The sequence below is a fragment of the Roseobacter litoralis Och 149 genome (assembly GCF_000154785.2).
Lineage (GTDB): Bacteria > Pseudomonadota > Alphaproteobacteria > Rhodobacterales > Rhodobacteraceae > Roseobacter > Roseobacter litoralis.
The window spans coordinates 94,922-117,975 of record NC_015730.1 but is presented as its reverse complement, the minus strand read 5'-3'; the positions used below and the strand labels follow the sequence as shown (position 1 = coordinate 117,975).

The window sequence follows — 23,054 nt, the reverse complement described above, 5'->3', positions numbered from 1 at the left end:
CCGCTGAGACCTTGGATCACGCGGGTGGGATCGCTGTTGAGATCCGGCGATGCGCGCGCCACGTGGTTTGTCTTTCCGCCTCGCGATCGATACCGACGATCAGACGAAACGCAAAGCAGCACTGAGGCGTGGCATAATTCCCGTTTGCCCGACCCCGAACTTGCGGGTTCTCATGCGTTGGGCGGGCTCTCGCCGGAAGTTCAGATAACGGGACGCACCCGCATCTCTTCCAACTCCATCCCAGCGACATCGGCAAGTTGCTCAACGTCGTGGATCACCAGCTTGCCCTCGGACCAACTGGCCAACTGCCGCTCTCGCAGACGCGCGAGCGTCTTGTTGGTGTGCACGAGTGAAAGACCCAATGCATCTGCCAGATCTTGCTGTTTAAAGGGCAGCGGCATCGTGTCATTTTGCACCATGTTGAGCGCGTCGCCCTTGCGGAACAGCTGCACAAGTGCCCATGCCACGCCCGCAATCGCGGAGCGTTGACCGACAGTCGTCAGTGCTTCGCCAAGAAAATGCTCCTGGGAGGCGGCAAGCCATGTGACATCGAACGCCCGCTCAGTCGAATTGCGAAAAAAGTCATAGAAGTCTTTGCGGTCGAAAACGCACAGCGTCATATGTGTTGATGCCTCGACCGAATGGCCCATTTCTCCGATCAAACCGGCCTGCAATCCAATAAAATCGCCGGGGAAAATGAAGTTTACAACTTGGCGACGGCCATTGGACAGCACTTTGTAGCGCAGGCCCATGCCCCGCAGTGCCGTGTAGATTTGAGGCGCGTTAGAACCCTCAGCCAAGATCGGCGTACCCGGATCAACTGCCAGCTCGCCGGATTTGAACCGCTGCGTTTTCTCCGTTTCTTCACGCGTCATCTTTTGGAAAATCTCATGCCGCCTTAAAGGACATGCCTTGCAGTCAGTAACCATGTGTTCTCCGTTCATTTCAGTCAGTGCAAAACGCGTCACACAGGCATTTGTTCCACCCAATCTCACTATGGCCCGTGCCGGGGGTCAGGTGTACCGACGCCAAATTTCCGAAGCAGGTCCGGAACATATACAGCGCGTCAGTTGTTGGGGGGGGGTGAGCAACTTTTGAGGAAGTATGACAGATCGCCATCAATTAACCAAAGAATTCATCGGCCAGATCACCGCCCGAAACCCGAATGAGCCTGAATTCCTCCAAGCCGTTTCAGATGTGACGCAGGACGTTATTACCATTGAGAAAAACAATTCTGACTGGGCTGCTGCAAAGGTGATGGAGAGGTTGACAGAACCCGACCGTGTGATCTCGTTTCGGATCACGTGGCTGGATGACGCGGGCATGGTGCGAATAAATCGGGGCTGGCGGGTACAGACATCCAACGCCATCGGCCCATACAAAGGTGGTCTGCGGTTTCATCCGTCGGTGACCCCGTCCATTCTGAAGTTCCTTGGCTTTGAACAGGTGTTCAAGAATGCACTGACCGGCCCACCGTTGGGCGGTGCCAAAGGGGGCTCAGATTTTGATCCGGCCGGCCGCAGCGATGCTGAAATCATGCGATTTTGTCAGGCTTTCATGTCGGAACTCGTCCGCTACATCGGGCCGGATATTGACATACCGGCAGGTGATATCAACGTAGGCACGCGAGAAATCGGCTGGCTGTTCGGCGCGTATAAAAAGATGAGTGGTGCCTTTCACGGCGCGCTGACCGGAAAGGCGCAATCCTTCGGCGGCAGCGCAATGCGCAGCGAGGCGACAGGCTATGGTCTGATCTATTTCGTGCAGGCGATGTTGTCTCAGGCGAACCGGAGCTTGGAGGGCACGCGCATAGCAATTTCCGGCAAAGGAAACGTGGCATCACATGCCGCCGAAAAGGCTATCTGTGAGGGCGCGCATGTGGTTTCCCTGTCCGACACAACCGGCACACTGCTGGCTCTTGATAGCATGTCGCTGGATGCAGTCGCTTGGGTTCAGGCGCGCAAGGCAGCGGGCGAGGACATCGCGCAGCCACTGCAACATCTGGGTCTTGAGTTTATTGAGGGCGCGTTGCCGTGGGGCACAACGGACTACGACATCGCATTGCCCTGCGCCACGCAGAACGAGGTGGACGAGGCGGCCGCCAAGGATATCTGCGACGCAGGCGCATGTCTGCTGGCGGAGGGGGCAAACATGCCACTGGAATCCCAAGCGCTGGCGCAGATCCGCAAAGCAGGGCTGATCTACGCTCCCGGCAAGGCGAGCAACGCGGGCGGGGTTGCCATCTCCGGTCTGGAGATGAGCCAGAACGCACATCGGCGCTTTAGCACAGCCGAGGAAGTGGACGCATCGCTCAAGTCGCTGATGCGGGGTATTCATGACCGCATTCTCGCTGAGGAAGACGGCAGCACGATCACTGATTATGCACGCAGCGCCAATGTCGCCGCCTACCGCCGGGTCGCGGATGCGGTATCTGCCATGGGGGCCATGTGATGAACGTTGCAGAATTGTTGGTTGCAGGGTTGGAAGAGGCCGGTGTCACCACCGCCTATGGCGTTCCGGGCGAAGAAAACACGCATTTGATGCAGGCGCTGGAAACGTCGTCCATCGATGTGGTTCTGACCCGGCATGAACAGGCCGCAGCATATATGGCGAGCGTGCATGCCCGGCTTACGGGGCATCCTGCGCTGTGTTTCGCGACACTTGGACCGGGGGCCACGAACCTGATGACAGGAGTGGCCGATGCGCAGTTGGACCATGCGCCCATGATTGTCGTTACAGGCCAAGGGGAGCGGGCGCGACTCAACAAGACAAGCTCGCACCAGTTGATTGATCTGGAACGTTTGTTCGAGCCAGTCACAAAGTTCAGCCGCACCCTGATGTGCGCAGAAGAGGTCAACGGCCTGCTCGCCGAGGCGATCCGCATTGCGCAGGAGCCAAACCCCGGTGCTGTGCATCTGTCCTTGCCCAAAGACTTGGCGCAAGCGAACACGACGATGAAACCGGTACCGGCCCCGCATCCTGCAACTGCTACGGCAGCCCCCAAGGCGATGGCGGCAGCACTTGATCTGTTGAAAAAGTCGCAGCGTCCGCTGATCATTGCGGGTGACGGTGTCGTCCGCGCCCGCGCCGCGCGCGACATGGCACAGTTTGCAACTCAGGCGAATATACCGCTTGCGACCACATTCATGGCCAAGGGCATATTGTCAGCAGATCACCCGCTGCATCTGCATTGTATCGGGCAACCGTTTGATGATCACATTGATGATGTAATCGACACACGCGATCTCATCATTGCTGTTGGTTTTGATCCTATCGAGGTACCGCCCGCCGCTTTGACCTCTGGCGGAGACGTGCCGGTTTTGCATATCGCTGCATTACCAGCGACGTTGGAGCATGACTGGACCATCGCCTCCGATGTAGCCGGCGATATCGGCCAAAGCCTGCGCGGGTTGAGCGCAGCTATGAAGGGACACATCTGGCCAGAGGATCCGCGCGTTGCCGAGTGTGTCAAACAGATCGCAGAGGCACGTGGCCGCCCACGTGGCACGCAGAACAACGGGCTGCACCCTGCCGATGTATTGCGCATTGTCGAACGCACGCTGGCCCGCGATACTCTGGTGTTGTCGGGTGTCGGCACCCATAAAATGGAAGTTGCCCGATATCTGGCGGCCAGCACCACGCGGCAGATCATCATCCCCAACGGTCTGGCGGGGATGGGTATCGCCCTGCCCGGCGCAATTGCGGCAGCCCGTCTGGGCCGTCACGGCCATGTGCTGGCCATTTGCGGGGATGGCGAGTTCATGATGAATGTGCAGGATATGGAAACTGCTGCGCGGCTGGGTCTGTCTTTCACTGTCCTTCTGTGGGAGGACGGCGGCTACGGCCTGATCAAAGCCAAGCAAGAAGCGGACACAGGCGATCACACCCCGCTGTCCTTTGGCAATCCGGACTGGCAGGCGCTGGCGCAGTCGTTCGGGTGGAAACACGTCCGGGTCGAAAACCTTGACGCGCTCGGGACCGCATTGGAGGACTATCGCTCGGGTTTGACGCTGATCACCTTGCCGGTCGACTATCGGGATGCTTTGCAGCGCGACAAGACACCAGAGGTGCAGGTTGCGTGACGTTTCCCTTTGCCCGTTTCAAGCACATGAGCCGCGTATCAGACACGCGGCTCGGTCGTATTTTGACCGGGTAATAGGGGGTTATTCAGCAGCCTGCGCCATGTCCTCATCTTCGGGCTCAAACTGTGAAACCCCGAAGACCAGCTGCAGCGTAAACGTGCCGTCGGCATCCGAAGTGGTCAGCTCTCCCTCGAGTTGGCTGGCGAAGGCACGCAGCAATCGGGAGCCAAGGCCGGTTCCCTCGACGTCATCAATGGCGGCATCAGTTGTATTTGCCACGATCAGTGTCACATGGGTGTCACCATCGCTGGCTCCAATTGCCCCATTCTTCAAACTGACAGTGATACGCGGTGTATCGCTGCCAACGTATTTAAGAGCATTTGTGACCGCTTCAGACACGAACATCGACAGGGGCATTGCCTGATCAGGGTACAGCGCAACTGGCGAAAGATCGACATCGACCTCCACACTTGAATCACGCGGCAGGCCTATTGCGACACCTTGGTTGACGATTTCACGCACGATCTCGGCGGCATCAACGCGGTCCATGGACTGCGCCTGATAAATCGACCTGTGTACTGACGCCAACGCCATAATGCGGTCTTGCAGGCGGCGAACGACGAGCTTTGTTTCGTCACTGCGGGCACCCCGCAGGATCATGTTGATGATCGAATTGATGAGCTGAAGATTGTTTTTAACCCGGTGGTGCACTTCTTTGAGCAGCACGTTCTTTTCGTGAACCGCGTTTTCCAATTGGGCTTCGTCACGAAGGATCATTCCGGACATCTCGCGAAACTCAGCCTCAAGTTCATAAAGCTCACCGCGTGCAGTGATATCTCCGATCGGTAGAAAGCGGTCGTCTCGGAAATCTCGCAGTTGCCCTCTAAGCCGCTGAATGCCGCGGATTACCAAGAGCTGCATGATGAGAAAGATCACCAAGAGGCTCGCACTCCACATCAATACCGCCAGAATAATCGTGCGCCAATAGGGGGCGTCTGATTGCAACAGACTGGTATCTATGTCCCAGGTGCCCAACGCATAAGCGTTGCCGTCCACCAGCGGTACGACAGCATAGACGCGCTCCTCCCCCAAGGTGGATTGCGCAGTAAAGGTGTAGGGATCGTTGCTTATCAAATCCGTCAATAATACGCCGTCCGGCAGCAGGCTGCGGGCGCGTTTCAGGATGCGTTCACTGGTGAGTATCTCGCCGTTCTCGTTAAACGTGACAAGACCAAGCGGGCGTTCGCCATCGAGGTTGTCTGCTGTCGGCTCAAACCCGACGTGGGGTATGTGCAGGCGCAAATGCCCGGCATAGGTGCCGTTCTGAAAAACGGGTGTGGCCACCACCAGCACGGAGTCTTCCGGCATCTCTGGATTGCGTTTGACGTAAAGGCCCGGACGTTCGCTGTCCATAAGCATGACCAGACTGTCATTGTCGGCCACCGCCGTGCGCAAGACGGACCCGCAGCCAGTATAGCCATCAGCGCCGACAAAACCCACAAAGCTGTAAAAAGCACTGCCGCGCTCGAAGTTGCGCATCGTCTGGGCACAAAGCTGCGGCTGATCTGACAAGGATTGCGCCGTATTGCCCAAGGCCGCTGCGGTGCCGATTGCACGCTCAATGATCTGGCGCTCGCGTGCGGCGGCCTTTTCGGTCACGACCAGTAGAACGCGACTGGCCGCCTCGCGTTCGCCTTTCATGATCCGATCCGTTTGCCACAACGCAATCAGCCCCAGCGGAAGCAAAGCAACCGTCACTAGTATCATTGCGCGCGGTGCCAGACCGAAACGCGCAAACCTGTCTTGGAATATCACAAATTACCTCACGCAGCAGCGCCATTGGTTGCAATGACTGCAAGCGTGGAAGCGTCCGTCAATTCCATGGCTTCATCGTCGTGCAACTGCATGAGCGCCGAAAGGTTCGCGCGTCCACGGTTCAACCGGCTTTTGATCGTTCCGATGGCGACGCCACACATGTCCGCTGCTTCTTCGTAGGAAAAACCCGATGCGCCGACCAACAGCAGCACTTCACGCTGCTCATCTGGCAATTGGGAAAATGCAGCGCGGAAATCGGTCATCTGCAGACGGCCGTCATGGGCCGGTTTCTCGGCGAGCTTTTCAACCATTACACCTTCGGGGTCCGCAACCTCGCGTTTGGCCCGGCGTCGGTTGGAATAATACGTGTTGCGCAGGATGGTGAAGAGCCAAGCGCGCATGTTGGTGCCGGGCTGAAACTTGTCGATGTTCGTCCATGCCTTTTCAACGGTGTCCTGCACCATATCATCAGCCAAGGCAGGATTGCGCGTCAGGCTCAGCGCGAAGGCACGCAGCGTCTTGATATGCTCGACGATTTCTTCTCTCGGGTCTGTCATGCTCGTTTCCCACGCGTCTCTTGTGTATTCGCAGCGTCTTTGGCGCGCAGCTGTTCAATCAGGTTGGTGAAACGATCAGGAAGCTCGCGGTCCACTTCTTGCTGAAATATCTGTTTCAGGTTTTCGTCGATTAAATCTGACGACTTGCCTGTCTGTTCTTCCTTGGCCATTTTACAGACGTCCTTTCAAAAAAATTTGTTGTGCACGGGAACCAAACGCACAACTGATGCGTTTGGTTCCAGAAGAATTCAAAAAAATCGGAGATTTTGATGCCATACGAAGCAAATGCGACCAATCTTGCAGAAGAAGTAGGCAAGCAGTTGCCGTACTTGCGCCGGTATGCGCGGGCTTTGACAGGCAGTCAGGAAAGTGGCGATACCTATGCCGCCGCTACGCTGGAGGCGCTGCTTACCGATGCCAGTGTGTACGACAGCACGTTGCACCCCAAACTTGCATTGTTCAAGGTATTTCATGTCATCTGGCATTCAAGCGGTGCCCCGTCCGGTGAAAGCGACACGCAGCTGTCTGCCGCAGCACACGCACATCTGGCAAAGTTGACCGCCAATAGCCGCGAGGCATTGCTGATGTCGGTGATTGAAGGGTTTTCATCCGCCGAGATCGCGCAGATCACGTCATTGTCCAAAGGCGAAGTGGGCGAATTGCTGAACGCAGCTTACAAAGAGATGGAAGCCTCGGTCACCGGCAAGGTCATGATCATCGAAGATGAAGCGCTCATCGCAATGGATCTGGAAAGCATGGTCAGTGACATGGGCCATGAGGTCACAGGGATCGCCAGAACACGCAAAGCTGCCGTAACGCTGGCAGGGCAGAAAACGCCCGATCTGATCCTCGCGGACATTCATCTGGCCGACAATTCATCCGGAATCGACGCCGTCAAAGACATCCTGAGCGATTTGGGCGACCGACCGGTCATTTTCATCACCGCCTACCCTGAACGGCTTCTGACCGGCGATCGCTACGAGCCTGCGTTCATGATCGCCAAACCCTATACGGAAGAACAGGTAAAAGTCGCCGTGAGCCAGGCGATGTTCTTTTCGTCTACCGAGACTTTAAAAGTCTGACTGTTCGAGATACCGGCCCGCCCTCTGTCGGGCCGGTAATTTTTTAACGCTCAGGTTGCAGCGAAAAGCGCCTTTAGCTCGCGGACTTTCTCTGACCGCACGGCAAAGAGAATTTCTTCGCCCTCGGACAGGGTAACATCGGCGTCGGCAAATTTCTCATGGTCATCTTTCAACAGAGCAACCGGCCGGCAGTCATCGGGCAGATCAAGGTCGCTCAGCGCACAGCCTTCTTGTTTGGCCATCACCGTCACCCGCAAGAGGCGCAGATCACTTGTGAGATTGGTGTCACGGGCAAGCTCGGTCTCTTCTTCGAGCGCGCGGCACAGGCTGCGCGCAACGGTGACATGCGGAGTGATTGTGTCTTTCAAATCAAGTTCGACGCAGACCTCCAACAGTTCCGCTTCGATGATTTGAGGGATCACCCTGCCGAAACCCACGGACCGCGCAGTGAGCGCTGTCAGGATATTGCCATCCGAAGCATTGGTCAGCGCGATCAGAACGTCTTCCTCGCTGGCGAAAGCCTCGCGCAGGATTTTGGGCGAAGACCCATCGCCATGAATCATGCCGCAATCGAGCCGTTGTGACAGATCTTCGAGTTTCTGGCGGTTCTTATCAATCAGTACAACTTCGTGACCTTTGTCGATCAGCTGCTCTGCGGTGGCGACTCCGAATTTGGAACCGCCGACAATAACGGTGCGCATGGCTATCTCCTTTGCGGTGGGGTGACCCATGTGTTGGGCAATATCAGTAAAATTACGGCGACAAATTCCAACCGCCCGAGCAGCATCGCAAGGACAGTGGCCGCTTTGAGCGGCGCGGGAATATCGGGCGCGATGACACCTGTGGACAGGCCCACCGTCGAGAAGGCGGAAACGATGTCAAAAAGCGCAGGGAGCGGCGCATAGCCATAGGCCAGAAAGGCAACCCACAACACCATCACGGATGTTACGTAGAACAGCAGGAACGCCATCAGAGCAATCAACTGACGGTCCTTGACCACCTGTCCATGCTCACGAAGCGGCGCGATTGCGTTGTCCGGCAAGCGCGGTGCACGGGTCGCATGTTTGGCAGCACGCATGAGCGTGGACAGGCGGGCCAGTTTGAGGCCCCCGGCAGTCGAACCCAAATCGCCACCGACCATCATCACAACAGTAAAGAACAGCAACAGAGCAGGCGCTGCAGGCATGTCACCTACGGAAAAACCCGCTGTGCTGATGGCGCTCAGCAGGTTCCACATGAGAACCGCATAGCTATCTTGGCCCAGAGAATACATGAGAACCACCAGAACGGTGACAGCGCCAACGCACCAAAGGCCCAAGCGCTGCAGCGACCCTATATTCCATGCATCACGCACAGCGCCTCGAAAAGCCAGCGCGATTGCCAGCAACGACACAGCCCCCGCCAGGGATGCCAGAATAACCAACGTTTGGGTCAGACCCGAGTATCCCGCAACTGAATCCGCCCGGTAGGCAAAGCCACCCGTTGAGACCGCAGAAAAGGTGAGCAACATACCCTCTGGCACGGAACCGACGCTCGCGGAGATGGCAAGGCCAAAGACCACTGTCAGGCCAGCGTATGCGCCCAAAAGCTGGCGCGCGCGGCTGCGGGTCGAGGCAATCCTGTCACCTTCATCCAAGCTCACCTTGCCGAGCTTGCGCGCCGTGGCTCCCGGGCCAATCAGCATCGCCAGCACCGCTGTAGCCATCGCCAATCCGCCACACCATTGCATCCAACTGCGCAGGAAAAACGCGGCAAAAGGCCAGTCGTTTGTGCTTCCTGCCATCGACAGACCCGTTGTCGTCAGGGCGCTCATCGCCTCGAACAGGGCATCAAGTGGCGACATGCCGAGCACCGTGAATGCAGGTACGGACATCAGAGGGGTCACGACAAAGAGAAGCGCCAACACCACAACGGCTTCGACCTGCCGCAGATCTTTGGGCAGTGGCAGGCGGATCACCGTTGCCCAAAGCACTGCACCTGCAAGCGCAGGTATCAAAAGTGCCAGTGCAAAGGACCACGCGCCCTCGGCTACCGCCCAGACAAAAGGCGGTACGAAAACAAGCGGAAGCAAAACCCCGTGTTTGGCAAGGGCCAGCGCCACTCGTTGCAAGCGCGCGGGTTGCATCAATATCTCTGTACCAGATTTCTGGAGCGCGGGCACTTTCATGCGGGACGCGGGCGGCAAGAGTTAAACGTGTTTGTCGACATGCAGCCACAACCGCCAAGCAACCTGTTTTGTTCCGCCGTGGAACAATTCACATCGCCAGTGCGTATGTCTTTTGACAAACGGAGACACTGAATGACCAAGTCTAATGAAATATCGCACGACCTGACACGCGAACGCGAAGAAAGCGAAGCGGTTGCGGAAGCCGTGGGCCTTTCCCCGCGTCTTGTGTTTGAGACAATTCGCAGAAATGGCGAAGAAGAGCTGGAACGCCCCATGCGCGCCCTGTGGTTTTCGGGAGTCGCGGCCGGTATTCTGATTTCTTTCTCCGTACTGGGAGAGTCGGTCTTACGTGCCTATCTGCCAGACGCACCATGGCGCTATATCGTCGAGAACGCAGGCTACAGCCTTGGCTTTTTGTTGGTCATTCTGGGGCGTATGCAACTTTTTACAGAAAACACGATCACGACGGTCATTCCAGTGACGCTGAACCCGACCGGTCGCGCATTCGGTCGCATGTTTCGACTTTGGGCAACGGTTCTGGCTGCCAACGTCATCGGCGCGTTTCTGATCGCGGGCTTCTTTGCCTATGGTAATGTGCTTGCAGATGACGTCGCCGCAGCAATGATGGACCTGAGCCGCCATGCCACAGGTATGCCACCGCTTGAGGGTATGATGCGGGGTATTCCGGCCGGTATTCTGATTGCCGCACTGGTCTGGATGTTGCCGTCGTCCCAAGGCAGCGAAGTCGCGGTAATCGTGCTTTTCACGTGGCTGATTGCGCTGGGTGATTTCACGCACATCGTCGCAGGCTCGGTCGAGATGGCATTCCTGATGGTGCAGGGTGAGCTGGGGTTGGGAGAAGCGCTGTTCGGGTTCTTCGTTCCCGTGTTGATTGGTAATGTGCTTGGCGGCACGGTGATTTTCACCATGTTGACTTGGGCACAGGTACAGCCCGAGGTGGTCGAAGACCTCAAGAAGTAAAACCGCCGGGATGAATTGAGAAATGAAAGCCGTGGCGCGTAACGCGCGGCGACTTTCACTACCGCAGATTCTTCCACACGCGATCATGCAGACAGCTCACGTTTGATTATGAGCGGCATAAAAGCCTGACGCGACCACAAAACGGAAAAACGCCGCCCCGATTTGCATCAGAGCGGCGTTTTCATTTGCTCAAGCCTGCGCGTTATTTATCTGGCGCATCTTTTGCCAAAGTGGATTTGCGAGCATCGTCATCCTTCATTCGTTTCTCGGTTCTTGCCTTGCTGACCACGGCAAACACAAGCACGGCACTCAGCGTTACAAGAAAGAGCAAAGCGACGAGGTAGGTGATATCCATATCAACTCTCCATTCTTTGCCAGCCGGCTAAATTGTTTGGCAAGCAGACGCCGGCTGAATTTCTTTCCGGCCTGCCAAAATCGCTGAAAATGCGCATCCAGAGCACAGTTTCCAACGCTGTTGAAATCACAACGCAATTGGGCCGGGTGAGGTTCCCGCGAATGGCGACACATTTCAGTTTGGTTTGTGAAACACCGCATACCGCGCAGCGCCGAGGGAACAATTGAGCGCGCAATTCGTTGGCCTATCGAAGCAACCTGCGGGGCGAAACCCTGCCACTCCAGAAAGGACACGCCATGAAAAAAACATCGCAAACCGTAAGCCATCCAGACCTGAAAGGGTCCGAACAACACCACCCGCTCAAAAACCGTGACGGCGAAAAAGGCGACTCCGATCATGCAAAAAGTGACGAAGTTTTGACCGGAGATACGGCCAAAAAAGTGAAAGAAACCGACGCGGATACCCAGATTGCAGACCAACTGCGCGATCTCGCGACAGACGAATAGATCAGGCATGGACGAATACCTCACACACAGCCAACGGATGAACCGGCTGGCACGGCTGGAGCGTATTGCACACCGGCTCGATAATCGGTTTCGCATGCCGCTGGTCGGGCTGCGTTTTGGATGGGACAGCGTGATTGGCCTGATCCCGGGGGTTGGCGACATCGCAACGACGCTGCCCAGCGCCTTCATGATTTACGAGGGTGCAAAAATGGGTGCGCGGCGACGGACACTGCTGCGCATGGGAGCCAACACGGCGGTTGATTTTCTGGTTGGCAGCATCCCGGTTCTTGGCGATTTGTTCGATATGCAGTTCAAGTCCCATCGTCGCAACGTCAAGCTACTCCGCGCGGAGGTAGTCGGCCCATACGCCGTTCGATCTGCGTGACGTTGGTCAGCTTTTGAAAGAATGAGACCACCAGCATGGAATGTTGGTGGTTTTTTTATGCCTGAACATCCTGGTCCTCGGAAGCATACACATAGTATTCAACAAAAGAACGCCGCCCCAAAATGAGGCGGCGCTTTTTCAACTCATATGCGACGCTGTTACTGGTTATTGGCCGTACGGTTGTCTTCTTCCGGCATCTGGACGTCAATTGTGGGTACTTCGACAGTAACCTCTTTTGTACCCATTTCGATGTCGCCCGTCTCAACATCAAATTCGGGCATGTTACCCGCTTCGACGGACACATCGACGTCCGGAAGCTCAGCGTTTTCAGTCACGTCGATGTCTACCATATAGACACCAACACCTATGGCGATTGCAGCAGCTACAGCGGCGATTGTAATACCGGTTTTCATTTATCCGTCTCCTTCAAGTTCTGGTTTCTGTTGGCAAAACCGGTAAGGGCCGGAGAAGTTCCCGAAAAGATCAGAATACTTTTCGGAACAATTTCGGGAGCACGCGTGTTTCCTCCTCAGACGAACACATACAAACGGAGGTTCAAGACAATGGAATATGGTATTATCGGACTGCTCGTACTGGTCCTCAACATTTACGCAATCGTGAAGATCTGGACAAGCGGTGTGTCCCTCGGGGCTAAACTGCTCTGGACGCTTTTGATTCTGGTACTGCCGGTTGTCGGTTTCATCATCTGGTTTTTCGCCGGTCCGCGCGGTTCAGGTCACGCTACGGTATAACCCTATCCTCGCAAGTAAGCCGGCCTCATGACCTGAGGCCGGTTTTTCTATTTCAAACAATCAGGAGTGCACCGTGCAGGATCTTTCCACGACGCCAGACAACAGGAGAGTTGACCTGACGCGGCTGGCGCTTGTCGCTGTCGGTGCCTCGGCCACTGTGTGGCTCCTCGAAAGCGGTACACCTGTTTTCCTGCCATTGGTCTTTGCTCTGGTTGTTGGTGTGGTCTTTGCGCCGCTATCCAACTTCTTTGACCGGCTCGGAGCGCCGCCAGTAGTGGGCGCTCTTGCGGTTCTGATCACGGTGCTGTCGGTGATCACCCTGGGCGTTTTCCTGTTCTACCCGGTAGTCGCTGAGTTTATGACCCGTGTGCCGTTTATGTGGACCGAACTGCAGCAATCGCTGAGCGGCCTCAAATCCACCATGGAAAACGTCGAAAATGTGCAAAACCAGGTCGCCATAACGCTCGCTCCCGAAGGCAGCGCAGAGATGGAAGCACCAGGGACCGTTGCCGTTCCGACGGTCGCGGGAATATTGAGCTATCTGCCTTCTTTCGCCGCGCAGATCATGGTTTTCGTTGGTATTCTCTATTTCTTTCTGTTGACGAAATTGGAACTCTATAAATACATCGCCTCTGTCACGACGCATTTGTCCGAGAAGGTTTTGCGCCGTGCCGAAGTTGAGGTGTCGCGTTATTTTCTTGCGATCACCGCGATCAACGCCTGCTTCGGCGCCTTGGTCAGCCTGATGCTCTCAGCCTACGGCATGCCAAATGCCGCATATTGGGGACTTGGCGCTTTTCTGGTCAACTATGTGCTTTACCTTGGGCCAATCAGTTTTGCGATTGTTCTGCTGCTCGGAGGGTTGATCGTATTTGACGGGGCAATGAGCGTTCTGCCCGCGCTGACTTATATGCTGATGAACATGACCGAAGGTCAGTTCGTCACGCCGACCTTTGTCGGTAAGCAAATGTCGGTGAATCCGCTTTTGATTTTTACCTCGCTGGTGTTCTGGCTATGGATATGGGGACCTGTGGGAGGCATCATCGCGATCCCGCTGCTGGTTTGGCTGCGGCAAATCAACAAGGAGATGCATGGACGCGACCCAATTCAAGGTGACAGGGACGAAAGCCGTGATCTTCTCGCAAAAACTGGACGCAATTCAAAGCCGGAGATGCAATATGACGTTGCTGAATAATCTCGAAGTACTTGTCACCGCAGACGAAGGATACCGTGCCTTCGAAAAAGCCGTTGTCGCCGCCAAAACGCGCATCGACATGGGCTTTCGCGTTTTCGATCCGCGTATGCATTTGCTGTCTTGTGAGGCCCGGGAGTTCGGTTCCCGTTGGGTTGACCTGTTACTTGCAAAGCTGAATGAAGGCGTTGATATCACGATTGCACTGTCGGACTTTGATCCGGTCGTGCGTCCTGAACTGCACCGCGGTAGTTTCAAATCGCTCAGCATCTTGCTGGGGATCGCCGAGATGGTCACTGGGCATGGCAGGTTGCGCGTCACAGTCGAAGATCATCCTGCTCGTGTCGGGTGGGCGCCGCGCATCGCCTTGTGGCCCAAGGTGCAATCACAAGTCGCGCAGACCTGCGATTGGCTCAACGGGTTGGAGGATGCCGCACGTGCCGAGGCGATCCGCTTCATGCCGCGATTCACTGAATTCACGTTTGAAAAGGACGGCAAAATCCACCCGAAACGGCGTGAGTTCCCACCGATGTTGCCGGTCACGCATCACCAGAAGCTCGCGGTTATCGATGACGAGGTGCTTTATGTCGGTGGCCTGGATCTGGATGCGCGCCGTATGGACACGGTGCACCACGCGCTTCCCGCAGAAAAGACGTGGCACGATGTGCATGTCATTTTGCACGACAAGAAGCGCGCCCTCGCCGCGCGTGAACATCTGGAGAGCTTCAGTGCTGAATGCGCGGGCGAGGTCAGCATCCGTTCGCCAGAGGGGCTGTTGCGCACCCTGTCTGTGAAACGCAAACGCAACTCCGGATCGCTGTCACCACATGTTTGCGATACCGGAATCATGGATCGCCATCTGGAGTTGATTGAGCAGGCCGAACGGCTGATATATCTGGAAAGCCAGTTTTTGCGCGATCCGGTGATTGCAGATGCGCTCGTTGCCCGCGCCAAAACAGCACCGGGTTTGGGATTGATCATTCTCCTGCCTGCCGCACCGCTTGAGGTCGCATTCGAAGGGGCGGAGGGTCTGGATTACAAGTTTGGTGAGTACCTTCAGGCCAAGGCCATCGGGCGGATCACAGAGGCTTTCGGGTCGCGTGCGTTCATCGCGTCGCCCGCACACTGCCGCAAAAGCGAGGCAGGCGACCGCGCGACGCTCTGTGGTGCTCCAATGATATTTGTGCATTCCAAAGTGTCGATCTTTGATGATCACGCCGGGCTTGTAACTTCCGCCAATCTGAACGGGCGCAGCATGCGCTGGGACACGGAACTTGGTATCGAGATATCCGACCCTGATCAGGTACGCATGCTGCGCAAACGCGTTATGGGCGCATGGCTTCCCAAGGGTGCCGATGATTGCTTTTGCGCCGCCGCCCCCGAGACCGTCAAAAAGTGGCGCGATTTGGCGCAGCAAAACGCAAGTCGCGCGCCCGCAGATCGGTCAGGCTTCCTGCTGCCGCATACCGCCAGTGCTGCGGAAAGCTTTGGAACCCTTTTGCCCGGAATCCCCGTTGAGATGGTTTAAGGTGCTGTAACTGTGAAAATTTATCGGTACGCCTGAAGACGTCAGCTATGTTTCTTCAGGATTTCTCGGAACAATGTGCCGGATTATCCGTTGTGTCAGTAACAGACTTCAACGGAGGATCAGATGACAGACCATCCAACGAAAAACAACGAAAGCGACTTGCGGGATACACTGGATAACACCGTGACCGCAGCGTCGGAATTTGCGCACCGTCAGGTCGAAAGGGCAGCTGACCAAGCCACCGACCAAGCCGAGATGGAGGTAACGCGTGCCGCAGATGCAGCGGTCGCCGCGTCCAAGGAATTTGAACCCGGCAGTTTGCAAGCTCAGGCAGCAGGCCAAATCGCAGCACAGCTGCAGACTGTTGCAAGTTCAATAAGCGACACTGATCTGGCTGCGGCAACGGCCAAGGCCAAAACGTTTGCGCGCGAGAACCCTGCGCTATTCCTCGGCGGCGCTGTTTTGCTCGGGTTCGCAGCCGCACGTTTCCTCAAAGCCTCCGATCCAGAGGGGCGCGGCGCACTGCTCGGCGATACCGACCCGTGGACCGGCCACGTCACAGGTTCGCCCCGGACAAACCCTGCGCATGAAGCAGGCCTGAGCAACGGGAGTATGTCGTCATGAGCGACATCCACCCGACGCCGCAGGCGCGACCTGATCCGACTGATGCGCCCGCATTGCTCACCGACATTGTGCAGCGCAGCACACGACTGGTTCAGAACGAGATCGAACTTGCCAAGCGCGAACTCGCGCACAATGCGCGAAGAGCATTCATCGGTATCATGTTGGTATTGGCCGCGATTTTTCTGGTCTTTTCCGCGCTCGACGTGCTCACGGCGGCGGCAGTTGCGGGGCTTGCTGAGGCAGGTCTGCCCGTATCCGTGGCCTCGCTGGTCGTTGCCGGCATCGCCTTGGCGATCGCCGCCGGACTTTTCCTGGCAGGCAAATCACGACTGGACCCCGACAACCTGAAGCTCAAGAAAACCGCGCGCAGCTTGCGCAAAAACATCGATACGATCAAGGAGAATGCTCATGTCTAACGACGTTCAAGATCTCGAACGAAACATCGAAGCTGACCGGAGCATGCTGGGTCGCACGCTGACACAGCTGACCAACGCATTGTCGCCGGAACAAATATCGACCACGGTTTCCCGCGAGGTACAATCGAAAGGCGGCGCAATCGGCCACACGGTCATAGACGCCGCACGCGCCAACCCTGCCGGTGCGCTTTTGGTTGGTGTCGGCCTTGCCGCGCTGCTGGCAGGTCCGAAACGCCCGCAACGAAAGCCCGGATATGATGTGCGCACCGCCCCCGTCGCACCCGGCATGTCCGACAAAGACGTCCTGACGGGCGAATTCGACCGGCGCGTTGAGGCTGCGGATGAGGTGCAAACGCAGGCGTCCAAAGCGCCGGGAATGCGCGCGGCCCTGAACAAAGGTCTTGCCAACCTCCCAGCTCCGGCGCGTGAACGGGTCATCGCAGCCCGCGAGGCCGCGATAAACGTACAGGAAAAGCTTGACCGTCAGGCCGCAATAGCAGCTCGAAAGGCGCGCAGCTTTCATCATAACCAACCCTTTTCGACCGCTGCGATCGCGGTAGGTGTCGGCGCCGTCGTTGCCGCCTTATTGCCAAGAACGCGGACCGAAGACGATCTGCTGGGTGCAAAGCGTGACGCGCTGATGCAACAGGCAGAACTGACGCTGCGCGACGAGATCGCCGCCGCTACGGCTACAGGCGAGGCCGCGTTGCGCGAAGGCATCGAGGCTGGATACGATCGTGTCCGCCATCACTGAACGTAAGAGTTAAGTGCTCTTTTCCGACAATTCGAAACTAAGGAGAACACAAATGTCTACCACCATTCATTCCGCAGACCCCGACACACTGACCAATGCATCCACCTCAGAGGTGGAAAAAGGGCCAAAACAAGTCGCAACTGAAACGGCCGAAAAGGCGCGTGAATTTGCTGTCCAGAAGACGCAAGCCGCAAGCGAGGTAGCCGAGCTTGCCGCGACCGAAGTGCGTGACAACATCGTCAAAGCATCCGACGCCGCCCGCGACTTCACCGCGAAGCAGCCATTGGTGACCGTTGCCGGTGCGTTGGCAGTTGGCGTGGTACTCGGCATGGCGCTGAACAGCCGGCGCTAAGCAAAGCCAGCGCCTTAGACAAACTCAACTGCAGCTGGCATGATCAGCTGCAGTTTTCTGCTTGCCATCATCGGGTGTGTGTCTCCGCCGCCATTGGTAGCGAATACGCCAGTATGGGCCAGTGCTCAGCTAGAAGCGTGACGATAGATCTGCTTTCTGCTGGTGGCCGCAATTGAAATGAAAGCGGGATCACCCATTCGTTCCTGGGATCAACATGCGGTCAGCCGCTTGATGGCCGACCGCGACGGTCCCGACAAGAAAACTACCGTCGGTTTCTCATGATCCATTTTAGCCGGGAACAATACTGTTCCAGAATGTATGGAAGCAGTGGGCAGCTAATAGGGGCTGCCCGACCGCCATGGCAGTCGCCTCAGTCTCCGCCAATCCCGTAACCTTCTGTTCACCTAGAACAGTTGCGCGCGATGTTGGTCCGGGGGGGAGACCGTTAAATGATGTTTGTTGGGGGGCCACTGCGACAATGATCATCGCGTTGGTCGCACGGATGATCAATGATGCAGCATGGAAATCACGCTGCAGGCACCGACAGATATAGAGTTTTTGTGAGGTTGGGTCCGCTGAAACAACGCGCTATCGCGATAACTCGCCAGTCGTTGTGACAGACCTAGGGCTGGTACAACGGTACGGTAGAAATCGACATTTTCGCGGATCCGTTTTGAACCTCGCGTGCATGCGCAATATAAATGAGCGTCTGATTTTCGCTATCCAAAATGCGTTTGACGTTCAGGCTCTTCCAGATGATCGACCGCCGCTCGGAAAAAACGTTTTCACCTTCATCGGACCGGTCGATTTCGCCCACTTGGATAGGGCCGGTCTGACGGCACGCAATGGATGCGTTTGACGGGTCTTCGAACCAGTTCCCTTTTTGCAGACGGTCGACGAGGCCCCGTTCGAAATAGGCTACGTGACAGGTCACCCCGTCGACGTCTGGGTCAGCGAAAGCTTCGATTACGATGTCATTGCCGAGCCAGTCGACGTCCACGTTTCCCACTTGTTCTGCCGCTGATGTCGATGCGCAAAATACCGAGAAACATGTCGCAAACCAGCGGCCTGCGGTTGGGCAATTGAATGCCAACCTGATCATCTCAGGCCCAAAAAGGACAGGATGGCAAGGATCACGACAATAAGGCCAATGATATAAATAATACGGTTCATGAGAGGTCCTTTCTAAGACTTGATGCTGCGCGGTCTCATACGATTAATTCGCGCCGCACCTAGACAAACGGACAGACCCAGAAAATGTTCCCTCTACCGGAAACTATTGTGATCTTTCGCAAGGCTCCCTCCGGTAACGAAGGGTACTGCCGCCGTTTCTGTGCGTTTGGTGATGGCAAAGTGCACCGCGAGCGTGCTTCATGCCTTTGTCTTGCAACTTTTCGACCAGTTCCCCGCGAACGTAGCTGGAGCCGGTATCGCTGAGCAGCCTTGGCTTTTGGAAGATGTGAAGTTGGTTGCAACCCGATGCCTGCATTGCGAGGTTTCATGTGACCGTCCCGTCTTGTGTCCGCATACTGGCGGAAACTTCTCACGCGATGATCGCGCGGCTATAATCGTTCAGGATCATGCTGAGATAGAACCAGCCGAACCCGATGGTTGTCGCATAGGTGGAGCCAGGGATTAGGTAACGGGCCGCAGTGCATAGAGCCTTGACCGCATCGGTTTTTGCAGCACGTACCGCGACGCCGGGCACACGCCGTTTTCCAGCCCTTCAAGAAGTCCCTGTATAATTTGCGGTATCTGAGGGTCGCCTGAGACCGCCAAAAATGATGGACCCCTGACACAGTGGTCCTTTTTGGATTGAGGGTTCAGGCCCGTAGGTTCTGCGCCAAGACAGCCGGACATCGCCTTTTTGTGAACATTGTTCATTTTTTGTGTTGACAGAAATTACCCGACCTACTATCTGATATGAACACTGTTCACAAAAAGGAATATCAAATGTTCATACGCTCCACAATCGCCGCTCTCGCTCTTGCTTTGACAGCCACGACTGCTTTTGCAGGCGGCAGCGCACAGCACTCGAATGAGGCCGCTTACCACTCTGTCGAAGCTGCAAGCCATGCCGGTGCCGCAGTTGTATCGGGCGCTGGCACGGTCGCGTCGGTTCCGATTGTCGCCGTTGGCTCAGCCATTGCGGTCACCGGCATGGCCCTCGAAGAAGTTGGCACCAGCGCCATCGAACTTGGGTCTGACATCGGCCACGCCAGCCAGCCCGCACCGCAGACGATCAACATCACCGTGATGCCGAATGCAGCGCCCACGTTGGACTGAACACCACAAGACCGGGAGAGATAAAATGAAACGTATTTTCACCGCAATCGCCGTCGTCCTCGCAACCCTGCTGCCGTCCCTATCCTGGGCTGGCAGCGCCGAGACCGGCACCCCGCACCTGCCGCGCGAGGACGTGGCACGCTATGCAAAACAGCTTGAACTTGATCTGGCCCAGAGAGGCGCGAATATCGCCATTGTCGGCCGGATCGGGCGGGACCCGGACACGTTGCCAGCGGGTATAGATTACACCCACATTGCATATTGGGTCTATTCGCAGATCACCAAGGCGGATGGCACAAAAACCAAAGGGTACCGCGTATACAACCTCTACCAGACCGCAGACGATCCGACCATTAGCACATTGGTGCAGGACAGTCCGGCGGAGTTCTTTGCAGGGGTCTATCAATTGGATGCCGGGGTGATTGTGCCCGATCCTCGGCTGCAAAAGAAACTGCTTTCCGTGATCAGCAGCCCCACCTATGCAAGCCTGCACAACAGTGACTATTCCGTGCTCGCCAACCCCAGAACACCGCAATTTCAGAACTGCACTGAACACACGCTGGATGTGTTGATGGCCAGCCTTTACGACACATCGGATCAGGATCAGATCAAGGCAAACATCGCCGCACACTTTGAGCCGCAACCGATCAAGATCAGCGGATTCAAGCGCTTGCTTGCGCCCGCAAAGTCCGCGACCCTCACGACTGCCGATCATGCGTCTCAGATTGGCACGGCGACCTTTGGATCAATCGCACGCTTCATGGTTACGCATGATCTGTCAGATCAGGTCTACCGCTTTACGCCCAACGGCGCCGAGAGGTTCTAGAAATTGACAAAACCACGGTTGTCCCACAAGACACTGGGGTATGAAAAACGAAAAGACAGCATCCCGGCGGGACAAGAACCTCGCGGATATCCGTGAGCGGGCCACGAAAATCGCAGAGCGCATCGTCCTCGAACAAGGGGGCGGTGCGCTCAACGCGCGGGGGCTTGCCAAGGAGTTGGGTATCTCTGTCGGGTCGCTCTACAATGCCTTTGGCGATCTGGAAGGGGTCGTGCGCGCGGTCAATGCCCGCTGCGCAGACCGATTGGCCCTCGCCCTGCGCACAGGACTTGCAGCAGCGGACGATGAGGCCCGCGCGCGCGTCATCGCCATTGGAGAGGCCTACTTTGACTTTGCCTACTCTGAGCCAAGACGCTGGTACATGCTTTTTGAACGCGACAGCGACCTGCAGCTGGATGTCAAAACCGCCGAGTTGCAGGAAGGACTGCTGGAGATGCTGATACGCGCCGGCGACGGGGACCCCGGAAATGAACAACACCGCCAGTTCTTTCTGCTGTTATGGGCCTCTGTGCACGGGCTGGTGTCACTGGCCTGCCGCCCGAGTATTGTCATGATCAAACCGGAGGTCGCGCGCCACTACATGCATGATCTGATCAAAGCCGCCTTTCGTAACTTCCCCGAAACCGCTCCATCGTGACGCATTGGCTTGCGCGTGACTGTGGGCCTGCCAAAGAGCGGCATTCCAAGCGCATATAAAACGAAAAGAGCGCGACCGTCTGGCCGCGCTCTACAAGATGTCAGAAGTGCGTGGTTAAAGCGTCATGCGAAAAAGCTGAATCACGTAACGCTGCCTGAAATCAAAGATTTCAACGCGTTACGTGATACTTTATGTTTCTGGTATTTCGTCAGACGCTCTAGTTCACAGTCTTTGCGTCCACGACATCTTTCTCGATCTGCTTGGCTGAGGTGATCGAGATTTGGCGTGGCTTGAGCGCTTCGGGCACTTCACGCACCAGATCAATGTGCAGCATCCCATCAACATGGCTGGCGCCTGTTACATGCACATGATCCGCAAGGTGGAAGCGGCGTTCAAAAGCACGCGTCGCGATCCCGCGATGCAGATAGGGGCGGTCCGGTTTTTCCTCAGCTTTGCGTGCAGAAATGATCAGTGCATTCTCACGCACTTCCACAGTCAGGTCCTGATCTGAAAACCCAGCAACAGCCACCGAAATGCGGTAGGCGTCATCCTCAAGTTTTTCGATGTTGTAGGGCGGGTAAGTTGGCTGAGCACCCTCGTTGGTCAGCACGCGGTCCATCAGATCAGCGATCTGATCAAAGCCAACAGTTGCACGGTAAAGCGGTGCAAAATCATAAGTACGCATAGGTATATCCTCTTTTTTGAGCGATAAGATCGGATGCTCTAACCTTAGACACATCCAGTTTCGGTTTCTGCAAGGACCCAGACAAAGGCATCCTCACGACCATGAGATGGGGATCGATTTTAGCGTTTCAAGACCCTGAAACCCGAGCTTCAACTTATGGCAGGTTTGACGTATCCTGATGCAAAAACGTGGGGCGGTTCAGTGATCGATCGTTCACTGCGTGGGCCGGATGAACTTCGCACCCATGGTACTGCGGCTTTCTTCAACGGTGGTTTGCCGGACGCGCGGCACGGAGCTGACGAAGGAGCGGTTTTGCCGCGCAAGCGCATCATGCAGCGACGCGAGCGCACCGCTCAACTCCGTCCCGAGCGAGATTTTCTGTCCCTCAACCTCCGCTTTGGCAGAGATCACAGACACGATGACTGCCGCCCCGCCCTCGAACGAGAAAATTGGCGCGCCAGACGATCCGAAATCCACCGAACATGTTGTGATCAACACGCCGTTCTGGTGGCCAAGCACCTCGCAAATCTCTTGCAGTGACGCAGCTTCGGCGCGACCGCGTCCATAGCTTACCACGCCAACCTTTTCTCCCTTTGCAGGTTGCGCGGCGGTTTCAAATGGCTCGATTGTGGTGTTGCGGATCGGGCGTACAAGCTGAAGCAACGCCAAATCATGACGCACCCTGTGCGGCGCCACAACGTCGCCATATGTATAATCCTGGTGCAAAGCGGCGTGCTTAACCCGCCTGTACGCAGAGGCACGGCCATTGCGCCACCCGGCCAGAAACTCGATCCCAGTGGGGTCAATCTGCGCGCCACTTCGTTTATCGAACAGACAATGTGCAGCGGTCAGCACAACATCAGGTGCAATCAAAGCCCCTGTGCAAAAGCCCGTACCGTCGATATCCAGACGCCCCACAGCTTCCCATGCACTGGCGTCCACACCGGTTTCCAAGCTGCGCAGTTCTGCATCATCTGCGACTGCCGCACTTGCAAGACATCCCGCAATCGCTGCTGTGCATATCCACCCGTACATACCCACCCTCTCTGATCAG

The 23,054-nt window shown here is 56.4% G+C and carries 28 protein-coding genes; 16 read left to right on the top strand and 12 right to left on the bottom strand.

Translation table 11 applies throughout. The features are described from left to right. Positions 1 to 200 precede the first annotated feature (200 nt). Positions 201 to 929: a Crp/Fnr family transcriptional regulator gene (locus tag RLO149_RS00565; RefSeq protein WP_013960092.1), complete on the bottom strand. Its 729-nt coding sequence runs from the start codon at positions 927 to 929 to the stop codon at positions 201 to 203. A gap of 175 nt (positions 930 to 1,104) precedes the next feature. On the opposite strand from RLO149_RS00565, the gene gdhA reads away from it, so the two are divergent. Both gdhA and RLO149_RS00555 read left to right on the top strand, forming a co-directional pair. Further along, positions 1,105 to 2,451 carry an NADP-specific glutamate dehydrogenase gene (gene gdhA, locus RLO149_RS00560; RefSeq protein ID WP_013960091.1) on the top strand — a complete coding sequence of 449 codons (1,347 nt, stop codon included), beginning with the start codon at positions 1,105 to 1,107 and terminating at the stop codon, positions 2,449 to 2,451. After that, positions 2,451 to 4,082: an acetolactate synthase large subunit gene (locus tag RLO149_RS00555; protein ID WP_013960090.1), complete on the top strand. Its 1,632-nt coding sequence runs from the start codon at positions 2,451 to 2,453 to the stop codon at positions 4,080 to 4,082. The genes gdhA and RLO149_RS00555 overlap by 1 nt, the downstream gene beginning before the upstream one ends. An 81-nt stretch (positions 4,083 to 4,163) precedes the next feature. On the opposite strand, the gene RLO149_RS00550 is transcribed toward RLO149_RS00555, so the two are convergent. Genes RLO149_RS00550 through RLO149_RS23725 form a run of 3 tightly spaced genes read right to left on the bottom strand, consistent with a single transcriptional unit; the run spans position 4,164 to position 6,624 of the window. After that, positions 4,164 to 5,849, bottom strand: coding sequence for a sensor histidine kinase (locus RLO149_RS00550; RefSeq protein ID WP_148264293.1), 1,686 nt, complete (start codon positions 5,847 to 5,849; stop codon positions 4,164 to 4,166). 56 nt (positions 5,850 to 5,905) lie between these two features. After that, the gene (locus tag RLO149_RS00545) at positions 5,906 to 6,454 is read right to left on the bottom strand and encodes an RNA polymerase sigma factor (RefSeq protein WP_013960088.1); all 549 of its coding nucleotides are present in this window, start codon (positions 6,452 to 6,454) and stop codon (positions 5,906 to 5,908) included. Further along, positions 6,451 to 6,624 (bottom strand): NepR family anti-sigma factor, encoded by a 174-nt coding sequence (locus tag RLO149_RS23725; RefSeq protein WP_158308130.1) that lies wholly within the window; start codon positions 6,622 to 6,624, stop codon positions 6,451 to 6,453. The genes RLO149_RS00545 and RLO149_RS23725 overlap by 4 nt, the downstream gene beginning before the upstream one ends. Positions 6,625 to 6,723: 99 nt before the next feature. Between RLO149_RS23725 and RLO149_RS00540 the strand changes: the two genes are divergently transcribed. After that, positions 6,724 to 7,536: a response regulator gene (locus RLO149_RS00540; RefSeq protein ID WP_013960087.1), complete on the top strand. Its 813-nt coding sequence runs from the start codon at positions 6,724 to 6,726 to the stop codon at positions 7,534 to 7,536. Positions 7,537 to 7,586: 50 nt separating this feature from the next. Here the strand turns inward: RLO149_RS00540 and RLO149_RS00535 are convergent, their stop codons facing one another. After that, positions 7,587 to 8,237, bottom strand: a complete 651-nt coding sequence (locus RLO149_RS00535; protein WP_013960086.1) for a potassium channel family protein — start codon at positions 8,235 to 8,237, stop codon at positions 7,587 to 7,589. A gap of 2 nt (positions 8,238 to 8,239) precedes the next feature. Further along, on the bottom strand, positions 8,240 to 9,661 hold the full coding sequence (locus RLO149_RS00530) for a TrkH family potassium uptake protein (RefSeq protein WP_245538099.1): 1,422 nt from the start codon (positions 9,659 to 9,661) through the stop codon (positions 8,240 to 8,242). Between the two features lie 174 nt (positions 9,662 to 9,835). Here RLO149_RS00530 and RLO149_RS00525 point away from each other — a divergent pair, with 174 nt between their 5' ends. Continuing rightward, entirely contained in the window at positions 9,836 to 10,684 is an 849-nt protein-coding gene (locus RLO149_RS00525) for a formate/nitrite transporter family protein (RefSeq protein ID WP_013960084.1), read from the top strand. Between the two features lie 202 nt (positions 10,685 to 10,886). Here the strand turns inward: RLO149_RS00525 and RLO149_RS23935 are convergent, their stop codons facing one another. Further along, the gene (locus RLO149_RS23935; RefSeq protein ID WP_169315064.1) at positions 10,887 to 11,039 is read right to left on the bottom strand and encodes a hypothetical protein; all 153 of its coding nucleotides are present in this window, start codon (positions 11,037 to 11,039) and stop codon (positions 10,887 to 10,889) included. Between the two features lie 296 nt (positions 11,040 to 11,335). Between RLO149_RS23935 and RLO149_RS00515 the strand changes: the two genes are divergently transcribed. Beyond that, complete coding sequence (locus RLO149_RS00515; protein ID WP_044025147.1) at positions 11,336 to 11,545, top strand: hypothetical protein; 210 nt, start codon at positions 11,336 to 11,338, stop codon at positions 11,543 to 11,545. 7 nt (positions 11,546 to 11,552) lie between these two features. Beyond that, complete coding sequence (locus RLO149_RS00510; RefSeq protein ID WP_013960082.1) at positions 11,553 to 11,930, top strand: DUF4112 domain-containing protein; 378 nt, start codon at positions 11,553 to 11,555, stop codon at positions 11,928 to 11,930. 158 nt (positions 11,931 to 12,088) lie between these two features. Here the strand turns inward: RLO149_RS00510 and RLO149_RS00505 are convergent, their stop codons facing one another. Next, a complete protein-coding gene (locus tag RLO149_RS00505; protein ID WP_013960081.1) occupies positions 12,089 to 12,343 on the bottom strand; it encodes a hypothetical protein in 255 nt (84 codons plus the stop codon). 150 nt (positions 12,344 to 12,493) lie between these two features. Here RLO149_RS00505 and RLO149_RS00500 point away from each other — a divergent pair, with 150 nt between their 5' ends. The 7 genes from RLO149_RS00500 to RLO149_RS00470 all read left to right on the top strand — a co-directional run bounded on the left by RLO149_RS00500 (position 12,494) and on the right by RLO149_RS00470 (position 17,548). Further along, positions 12,494 to 12,682: a PLDc N-terminal domain-containing protein gene (locus RLO149_RS00500; protein ID WP_013960080.1), complete on the top strand. Its 189-nt coding sequence runs from the start codon at positions 12,494 to 12,496 to the stop codon at positions 12,680 to 12,682. A 73-nt stretch (positions 12,683 to 12,755) separates the two neighbouring features. After that, positions 12,756 to 13,877: an AI-2E family transporter gene (locus RLO149_RS00495; RefSeq protein WP_013960079.1), complete on the top strand. Its 1,122-nt coding sequence runs from the start codon at positions 12,756 to 12,758 to the stop codon at positions 13,875 to 13,877. Further along, positions 13,861 to 15,402, top strand: a complete 1,542-nt coding sequence (locus tag RLO149_RS00490) for a phospholipase D-like domain-containing protein (RefSeq protein ID WP_013960078.1) — start codon at positions 13,861 to 13,863, stop codon at positions 15,400 to 15,402. The genes RLO149_RS00495 and RLO149_RS00490 overlap by 17 nt, the downstream gene beginning before the upstream one ends. A gap of 123 nt (positions 15,403 to 15,525) precedes the next feature. Further along, positions 15,526 to 16,026 carry a hypothetical protein gene (locus RLO149_RS00485; RefSeq protein WP_013960077.1) on the top strand — a complete coding sequence of 167 codons (501 nt, stop codon included), beginning with the start codon at positions 15,526 to 15,528 and terminating at the stop codon, positions 16,024 to 16,026. Continuing rightward, positions 16,023 to 16,442 (top strand): phage holin family protein, encoded by a 420-nt coding sequence (locus tag RLO149_RS00480; protein WP_013960076.1) that lies wholly within the window; start codon positions 16,023 to 16,025, stop codon positions 16,440 to 16,442. Before RLO149_RS00485 ends, RLO149_RS00480 begins: the two co-directional genes overlap by 4 nt. Then, a complete protein-coding gene (locus RLO149_RS00475; RefSeq protein WP_013960075.1) occupies positions 16,435 to 17,196 on the top strand; it encodes a DUF3618 domain-containing protein in 762 nt (253 codons plus the stop codon). Before RLO149_RS00480 ends, RLO149_RS00475 begins: the two co-directional genes overlap by 8 nt. A gap of 52 nt (positions 17,197 to 17,248) precedes the next feature. Continuing rightward, entirely contained in the window at positions 17,249 to 17,548 is a 300-nt protein-coding gene (locus RLO149_RS00470; protein ID WP_013960074.1) for a hypothetical protein, read from the top strand. 622 nt (positions 17,549 to 18,170) lie between these two features. Here RLO149_RS00470 and RLO149_RS00465 read toward each other — a convergent pair. Together RLO149_RS00465 and RLO149_RS23720 are read right to left on the bottom strand one after the other, a co-directional pair. Next, positions 18,171 to 18,650 (bottom strand): CreA family protein, encoded by a 480-nt coding sequence (locus RLO149_RS00465; RefSeq protein ID WP_013960073.1) that lies wholly within the window; start codon positions 18,648 to 18,650, stop codon positions 18,171 to 18,173. A 441-nt stretch (positions 18,651 to 19,091) separates the two neighbouring features. Next, a complete protein-coding gene (locus tag RLO149_RS23720) occupies positions 19,092 to 19,256 on the bottom strand; it encodes a hypothetical protein (protein WP_158308129.1) in 165 nt (54 codons plus the stop codon). Positions 19,257 to 19,501: 245 nt separating this feature from the next. Here RLO149_RS23720 and RLO149_RS00460 point away from each other — a divergent pair, with 245 nt between their 5' ends. Genes RLO149_RS00460 through RLO149_RS00450 form a run of 3 tightly spaced genes read left to right on the top strand, consistent with a single transcriptional unit; the run spans position 19,502 to position 21,315 of the window. Further along, on the top strand, positions 19,502 to 19,834 hold the full coding sequence (locus RLO149_RS00460) for a hypothetical protein (protein ID WP_013960070.1): 333 nt from the start codon (positions 19,502 to 19,504) through the stop codon (positions 19,832 to 19,834). 25 nt (positions 19,835 to 19,859) lie between these two features. Further along, positions 19,860 to 20,660, top strand: coding sequence for a DUF2145 domain-containing protein (locus RLO149_RS00455; protein WP_013960069.1), 801 nt, complete (start codon positions 19,860 to 19,862; stop codon positions 20,658 to 20,660). Between the two features lie 40 nt (positions 20,661 to 20,700). Then, positions 20,701 to 21,315, top strand: a complete 615-nt coding sequence (locus RLO149_RS00450; protein ID WP_013960068.1) for a TetR/AcrR family transcriptional regulator — start codon at positions 20,701 to 20,703, stop codon at positions 21,313 to 21,315. Between the two features lie 217 nt (positions 21,316 to 21,532). On the opposite strand, the gene RLO149_RS00445 is transcribed toward RLO149_RS00450, so the two are convergent. Both RLO149_RS00445 and RLO149_RS00440 read right to left on the bottom strand, forming a co-directional pair. Further along, positions 21,533 to 22,000 (bottom strand): Hsp20 family protein, encoded by a 468-nt coding sequence (locus RLO149_RS00445; protein ID WP_013960067.1) that lies wholly within the window; start codon positions 21,998 to 22,000, stop codon positions 21,533 to 21,535. A 213-nt stretch (positions 22,001 to 22,213) separates the two neighbouring features. Beyond that, a complete protein-coding gene (locus tag RLO149_RS00440; RefSeq protein WP_013960066.1) occupies positions 22,214 to 23,035 on the bottom strand; it encodes a trypsin-like serine peptidase in 822 nt (273 codons plus the stop codon). Between the last annotated feature and the right edge of the window lie 19 nt (positions 23,036 to 23,054).

Bases quoted from the DNA above. Each gene is read 5' to 3' on its own strand.
- RLO149_RS00565 (WP_013960092.1), bottom strand. From the start codon at position 929: ATGGTTACTGACTGCAAGGCATGTCCTTTAAGGCGGCATGAGATTTTC.
- gdhA (WP_013960091.1), top strand. From the start codon at position 1,105: ATGACAGATCGCCATCAATTAACCAAAGAATTCATCGGCCAGATCACC.
- RLO149_RS00555 (WP_013960090.1), top strand. From the start codon at position 2,451: ATGAACGTTGCAGAATTGTTGGTTGCAGGGTTGGAAGAGGCCGGTGTC.
- RLO149_RS00550 (WP_148264293.1), bottom strand. From the start codon at position 5,849: ATGATACTAGTGACGGTTGCTTTGCTTCCGCTGGGGCTGATTGCGTTG.
- RLO149_RS00545 (WP_013960088.1), bottom strand. From the start codon at position 6,454: ATGACAGACCCGAGAGAAGAAATCGTCGAGCATATCAAGACGCTGCGT.
- RLO149_RS23725 (WP_158308130.1), bottom strand. From the start codon at position 6,624: ATGGCCAAGGAAGAACAGACAGGCAAGTCGTCAGATTTAATCGACGAA.
- RLO149_RS00540 (WP_013960087.1), top strand. From the start codon at position 6,724: ATGCCATACGAAGCAAATGCGACCAATCTTGCAGAAGAAGTAGGCAAG.
- RLO149_RS00535 (WP_013960086.1), bottom strand. From the start codon at position 8,237: ATGCGCACCGTTATTGTCGGCGGTTCCAAATTCGGAGTCGCCACCGCA.
- RLO149_RS00530 (WP_245538099.1), bottom strand. From the start codon at position 9,661: ATGCAACCCGCGCGCTTGCAACGAGTGGCGCTGGCCCTTGCCAAACAC.
- RLO149_RS00525 (WP_013960084.1), top strand. From the start codon at position 9,836: ATGACCAAGTCTAATGAAATATCGCACGACCTGACACGCGAACGCGAA.
- RLO149_RS23935 (WP_169315064.1), bottom strand. From the start codon at position 11,039: ATGGATATCACCTACCTCGTCGCTTTGCTCTTTCTTGTAACGCTGAGT.
- RLO149_RS00515 (WP_044025147.1), top strand. From the start codon at position 11,336: ATGAAAAAAACATCGCAAACCGTAAGCCATCCAGACCTGAAAGGGTCC.
- RLO149_RS00510 (WP_013960082.1), top strand. From the start codon at position 11,553: ATGGACGAATACCTCACACACAGCCAACGGATGAACCGGCTGGCACGG.
- RLO149_RS00505 (WP_013960081.1), bottom strand. From the start codon at position 12,343: ATGAAAACCGGTATTACAATCGCCGCTGTAGCTGCTGCAATCGCCATA.
- RLO149_RS00500 (WP_013960080.1), top strand. From the start codon at position 12,494: ATGGAATATGGTATTATCGGACTGCTCGTACTGGTCCTCAACATTTAC.
- RLO149_RS00490 (WP_013960078.1), top strand. From the start codon at position 13,861: ATGACGTTGCTGAATAATCTCGAAGTACTTGTCACCGCAGACGAAGGA.
- RLO149_RS00485 (WP_013960077.1), top strand. From the start codon at position 15,526: ATGACAGACCATCCAACGAAAAACAACGAAAGCGACTTGCGGGATACA.
- RLO149_RS00480 (WP_013960076.1), top strand. From the start codon at position 16,023: ATGAGCGACATCCACCCGACGCCGCAGGCGCGACCTGATCCGACTGAT.
- RLO149_RS00475 (WP_013960075.1), top strand. From the start codon at position 16,435: ATGTCTAACGACGTTCAAGATCTCGAACGAAACATCGAAGCTGACCGG.
- RLO149_RS00470 (WP_013960074.1), top strand. From the start codon at position 17,249: ATGTCTACCACCATTCATTCCGCAGACCCCGACACACTGACCAATGCA.
- RLO149_RS00465 (WP_013960073.1), bottom strand. From the start codon at position 18,650: ATGATCAGGTTGGCATTCAATTGCCCAACCGCAGGCCGCTGGTTTGCG.
- RLO149_RS00460 (WP_013960070.1), top strand. From the start codon at position 19,502: ATGTTCATACGCTCCACAATCGCCGCTCTCGCTCTTGCTTTGACAGCC.
- RLO149_RS00455 (WP_013960069.1), top strand. From the start codon at position 19,860: ATGAAACGTATTTTCACCGCAATCGCCGTCGTCCTCGCAACCCTGCTG.
- RLO149_RS00450 (WP_013960068.1), top strand. From the start codon at position 20,701: ATGAAAAACGAAAAGACAGCATCCCGGCGGGACAAGAACCTCGCGGAT.
- RLO149_RS00445 (WP_013960067.1), bottom strand. From the start codon at position 22,000: ATGCGTACTTATGATTTTGCACCGCTTTACCGTGCAACTGTTGGCTTT.
- RLO149_RS00440 (WP_013960066.1), bottom strand. From the start codon at position 23,035: ATGTACGGGTGGATATGCACAGCAGCGATTGCGGGATGTCTTGCAAGT.